This window comes from uncultured Methylibium sp., from assembly GCF_902826655.1.
GTDB lineage: Bacteria > Pseudomonadota > Gammaproteobacteria > Burkholderiales > Burkholderiaceae_C > Methylibium.
This window is the reverse complement of the sequence record NZ_CADEFR010000112.1, coordinates 1-4,576: the sequence shown is the minus strand read 5'-3', so window position 1 is coordinate 4,576 and position 4,576 is coordinate 1. Positions and strand designations below refer to the sequence as shown.

Here is a 4,576-nt window from a genome sequence, read left to right as displayed (position 1 = left end):
AGTACTCCGGGTTGCCCTTGCCGTTGCCCATGCGGACTTCGGCCGGCTTCTGCGAGATGGGCTTGTCCGGGAAGATGCGGATCCAGATGCGACCGCCACGCTTGACGTGACGCGAGATCGCGCGGCGGGCCGCCTCGATCTGGCGTGCCGTCAGGCGGCCGCGCTCGGTGGCCTTGAGACCGAAATCGCCGAAGGACACGTTGGCGCCGCGCGTGGCGATACCGGTGTTACGGCCCTTCTGCTCCTTGCGGAACTTGCGGCGTGCGGGTTGCAGCATGCTTATTCTCCTTTGGCGTCGCCCGGCGCCGGCGTGGCGGCCTTGCGAACGCGCTTCACCGCGGCCTTCGGCGCGTCGGTCGCCGCCGGCGCTGCAGGAGCGTCGGCGGGCTTGTCGGTGGCTTCTGCACGGGCCGCGGGGCGCGACGCACCCGAACGGCCGGCCCCGTCGCGCGACGGCGGACGGCGGTCGCCCGACGGACGATCACCACGCGGGCCACGACGATCACGGCGCTCTTCGCGCTCATCAGTCTTGATCACCGGTGCTTCGCCGTTGGCGAGGCGGTCGCCGCGGTAGACCCAGCACTTGACGCCGATGACGCCGTACGTGGTCTTGGCCTCGGAGAAGCCGTAGTCGATGTCGGCGCGCAGCGTGTGCAGCGGCACGCGACCTTCGCGGTACCACTCGGTGCGTGCGATCTCGATGCCGTTCAGGCGGCCCGAGCTCATGATCTTGATGCCCTGGGCGCCCAGGCGCATCGCGTTCTGCATCGCGCGCTTCATCGCGCGGCGGAACATGATGCGCTTCTCGAGCTGCTGGGTGATCGAGTCCGCGATCAGCTGGGCATCGATCTCGGGCTTGCGCACCTCTTCGATGTTGACCGCGACCGGCACGCCGAGGCGTCGGGTCAGCTCGGCCTTCAGGTTTTCGATGTCCTCGCCCTTCTTGCCGATCACCACGCCCGGACGCGCCGAGTAGATGGTGATGCGCGCGTTCTTGGCGGGGCGCTCGATCAGGATGCGCGAGACCGCGGCGCTCTTGAGCTTGGTCTTCAGGTACTCACGAACCTGCAGATCCTCGGCCAGCATGCCGGCGAAGTTGCGGTTCGACGCATACCAGCGCGACGACCAGTTGCGCGTGACGGGAAGGCGGAAGCCGACCGGATGAATCTTCTGTCCCATGGCGTTCCTTCAGTTCCCGACGGTCACGAAGATGTGGCAGGTGGGCTTGCTGATGCGGTTGCCGCGGCCCTTGGCGCGCGCGGAGAAACGCTTCAGCGTCGCGCCCTGCTCGACGTGGATCGTCTTGACCTTCAGTTCGTCGATGTCGGCGCCGTCGTTGTGCTCGGCATTCGCGATCGCCGACTCCAGCGCCTTCTTGATGATGACGGCGGCCTTCTTCTGCGTGAACTGCAGGATGTTCAGGGCCTGGTCCACCTTCTTGCCGCGCACGAGGTCGGCCACCAGCCGGCCCTTGTCGACCGACAGGCGGACGCCGCGAACGATTGCTCGGGTTTCCATCGTCATCCCCTTACTTCTTCGCCTTCTTGTCCGCCGGGTGACCCTTGAAGGTGCGGGTCAGGGCGAACTCGCCGAGCTTGTGGCCGACCATCTGGTCGGTCACGTACACGGGGACGTGTTGCTTGCCGTTGTGCACGGCGATCGTCAGACCGATGAAGTCCGGCAGGATCGTCGAGCGACGCGACCAGGTCTTGATCGGCTTCTTGTCCTTGATCGCGGCGGCCTTCTCGACCTTGGCGATCAGGTGGTGGTCCACGAAGGGACCCTTCTTCAGTGAGCGAGCCATCTGCGGCGCCCCTTACTTCTTGCGCCGCGAGACGATCATCGTCTGCGTGCGCTTGTTGCTGCGAGTGCGGTAGCCCTTGGTCATCGTGTTCCAAGGCGACACCGGCACCTGGCCTTCGCCGGTACGGCCTTCGCCGCCGCCGTGCGGGTGATCCACCGGGTTCATCGCGACGCCACGCACCGTCGGGCGGATGCCCTTCCAGCGACGCGCACCCGCCTTGCCGTACTGGCGCAGGTTGTGCTCTTCGTTGGCGACCTCACCGATCGTGGCGCGGCACTCGATGTGGATCTTGCGGACCTCGCCGGAACGCATGCGCACCTGCGCGTACGTGCCTTCGCGGGCCAGCAGCGTCACCGACGTTCCCGCCGAGCGCGCGATCTGCGCACCCTTGCCGGCCAGCAGCTCGATGCAATGGATCGTCGAGCCCACGGGGATGTTGCGGATCGGCAGCGTGTTGCCGGCCTTGATCGGCGCCTCGGCCCCGCTCATCACCGTCGCACCGACCTCCAGGCCGCGCGGCGCGATGATGTAGCGACGCTCACCGTCGGCATAGCACAGCAGCGCGATATGGGCCGTGCGATTCGGGTCGTACTCGATCCGCTCGACCTTCGCCGGGATGCCGTCCTTGTTGCGCTTGAAGTCGACGACCCGGTAATGGTGCTTGTGACCACCGCCCTTGTGGCGGATGGTGATGTGGCCGTTGTTGTTGCGGCCGGAGTGCTGGAACTGCGGCTCGAGCAGCGACGCTTCCGGCTTGCCCTTGTGCAGGTGCTTGTGCACCACCTTCACCACGGCACGGCGGCCGGGCGAGGTCGGCTTGACTTTGACGATGGCCATTACGCGGCCTCCCCGGAGAAGTTGAGCTCCTGGCCCGCCTTCAGGCAGACATAGGCCTTGCGCAGGTTGTCGCGCCGACCGACGCCCTTGCCGAAGCGCTTGGTCTTGCCCTTGATGTTGACGACCGAGACCTTGTCGACCTCGACCTTGAACAGCAGCTCCACGGCGGCCTTGATCTCGGGCTTGGTCGCGTCCTGCAGCACCTTGAACAACACCTGGTTGTTCTTCTCGGCAACGGCCGTGGCCTTTTCGGACACGATCGGCGCCACCAGGACCTGCATCAGACGGCCTTCGTCGAACTGCTTTTGCGTCGTTTGGGCGCTCATGCCAGCATCTCCTGCAGCTTGTCGATCGCACCCTTGGTCACCAGGACCTTCTTGTAGAAGACCAGCGACAGCGGATCGGCGTAGCGCGGCTCCACCACCAGCACATTGGCCAGGTTACGCGACGCGAGGAAGAGGTTCTCGTCGACCTCGTCGGAGATCACCAGGACCGAGTCCAGGCCCATGGCCTTGAACTTGGCGGCGAGCTGCTTGGTCTTGGGCGAGTCGACCTTGATCGAATCGACGACGGCCAGACGACCGTCGCGGGCCAGCTGCGAGAAGATCGCGGCCATGCCGGCGCGGTACATCTTCTTGTTGACCTTGTGGCTGAAGTTCTCGTCCGGGCTGTTCGGGAAGATGCGACCGCCCCCCCGCCACAGCGGCGACGAGGTCATGCCGGCGCGCGCGCGGCCGGTGCCCTTCTGGCGGAACGGCTTCTTGGTCGAGTGCTTGACCATCGCGCGATCGAGCTGGGCACGGGTGCCCTGGCGCGCGTTGGCCTGGTAGGCAACGACGATCTGGTGAACCAGCGCTTCGTTGTAGTCGCGGCCGAACACGGTGTCCGGCGCCTCGACCTTGGAAGCGGCCTGGCCCTGGTCGTTCAGGAGTTCGAGCTGCATCAGTTCGCTCCCTTGCTCTTGGCCTTGACGGCCGGCTTGACGGTCACGAAGCCGTTCTTCGCACCCGGCACCGCACCGCGCACCAGCAGCAGCTGGCGCGCTTCGTCGACGCGCACGACATCGAGGTTCTGCGTCGTGACGGTCACGTCACCGAGCTGCCCCGACATCTTCTTGCCCGGAAACACGCGGCCCGGATCCTGCGCCATCGAGATCGAGCCCGGCACGTTGTGCGACCGGCTGTTGCCGTGCGACGCGCGCTGCGAGCTGAAGTTGTGGCGCTTGATCGTGCCGGTGAAGCCCTTGCCGATCGAAGTGCCCTGCACGTCGACCTTCTGGCCGGCCGCGAACAGGTTGACCGGCAGCGTGCCGCCCGCCTTGTAGCCGGCCGCGACTTCCGCCGGGACCGGAAATTCCTTGAGGATCTCGCCCGCCTCGACCCCCGCCTTGGCGAGGTGCCCGGCTTCGGGCTTGGTCACGCGCGAGGCCTTGCGCGCACCGAACACCACCTGGATGGCGCTGTAACCGTCGTTCTCGACGGTCTTGACCTGGGCGACGCGATTGTTGGACACGTCGAGCACCGTCACGGGAACGGCGTCGCCGTCGTCCGTGAAGATGCGCATCATGCCCACCTTGCGGCCCAGCAAACCGAGGCTGTCGCCCGGATTGGCTGTCGTCATGGTTCTGCTCCAATGCCCGACATCGATTGGCCGGGCTGATGAGGTGGGTGGCGACCGTGAGGGCCGCTACCCGGAAAGCCTGAGAGTCTACTGCAGCTTGATCTCGACGTCCACGCCCGCCGGCAGATCCAGCTTCATCAGCGCATCGACCGTCTTGTCGGTCGGGTCGACGATGTCCATCAGGCGCTGGTGGGTGCGGATCTCGAACTGGTCGCGCGAGGACTTGTTCACGTGCGGCGAGCGCAGGATGTCGTAGCGCTGCATGCGCGTCGGCAGGGGCACCGGGCCCTTGACGATGGCGCCGGTGCGCTTGGC

The 4,576-nt window shown here is 66.2% G+C and carries 9 protein-coding genes; all 9 read right to left on the bottom strand.

The genetic code is table 11. The features are described 5' to 3' along the window. A partial coding sequence (gene rplP / locus QZV97_RS20335) for a 50S ribosomal protein L16 (RefSeq protein ID WP_295647160.1) occupies nucleotides 1-277 on the bottom strand: 277 nt, incomplete at its 3' end. Between the two features lie 2 nt (nucleotides 278-279). After that, nucleotides 280-1,179 carry a 30S ribosomal protein S3 gene (gene rpsC, locus QZV97_RS20330; RefSeq protein ID WP_295647158.1) on the bottom strand — a complete coding sequence of 300 codons (900 nt, stop codon included), beginning with the start codon at nucleotides 1,177-1,179 and terminating at the stop codon, nucleotides 280-282. Nucleotides 1,180-1,188: 9 nt separating this feature from the next. Then, on the bottom strand, nucleotides 1,189-1,518 hold the full coding sequence (gene rplV / locus QZV97_RS20325) for a 50S ribosomal protein L22 (protein ID WP_295647156.1): 330 nt from the start codon (nucleotides 1,516-1,518) through the stop codon (nucleotides 1,189-1,191). 10 nt (nucleotides 1,519-1,528) lie between these two features. After that, on the bottom strand, nucleotides 1,529-1,804 hold the full coding sequence (rpsS, locus tag QZV97_RS20320; RefSeq protein WP_295647154.1) for a 30S ribosomal protein S19: 276 nt from the start codon (nucleotides 1,802-1,804) through the stop codon (nucleotides 1,529-1,531). A 12-nt stretch (nucleotides 1,805-1,816) separates the two neighbouring features. After that, nucleotides 1,817-2,641: a 50S ribosomal protein L2 gene (rplB, locus tag QZV97_RS20315; RefSeq protein WP_295647152.1), complete on the bottom strand. Its 825-nt coding sequence runs from the start codon at nucleotides 2,639-2,641 to the stop codon at nucleotides 1,817-1,819. Then, nucleotides 2,641-2,967 carry a 50S ribosomal protein L23 gene (rplW, locus tag QZV97_RS20310; protein ID WP_295647150.1) on the bottom strand — a complete coding sequence of 109 codons (327 nt, stop codon included), beginning with the start codon at nucleotides 2,965-2,967 and terminating at the stop codon, nucleotides 2,641-2,643. The genes rplB and rplW overlap by 1 nt, the downstream gene beginning before the upstream one ends. After that, nucleotides 2,964-3,584 (bottom strand): 50S ribosomal protein L4, encoded by a 621-nt coding sequence (gene rplD / locus QZV97_RS20305; RefSeq protein WP_295647148.1) that lies wholly within the window; start codon nucleotides 3,582-3,584, stop codon nucleotides 2,964-2,966. Before rplD ends, rplW begins: the two co-directional genes overlap by 4 nt. Further along, entirely contained in the window at nucleotides 3,584-4,261 is a 678-nt protein-coding gene (rplC, locus tag QZV97_RS20300) for a 50S ribosomal protein L3 (RefSeq protein ID WP_295647146.1), read from the bottom strand. Before rplC ends, rplD begins: the two co-directional genes overlap by 1 nt. An 87-nt stretch (nucleotides 4,262-4,348) precedes the next feature. Beyond that, nucleotides 4,349-4,576 (bottom strand): 30S ribosomal protein S10 (gene rpsJ / locus QZV97_RS20295; protein WP_295647144.1); only part of this gene is annotated, 228 nt, incomplete at its 5' end.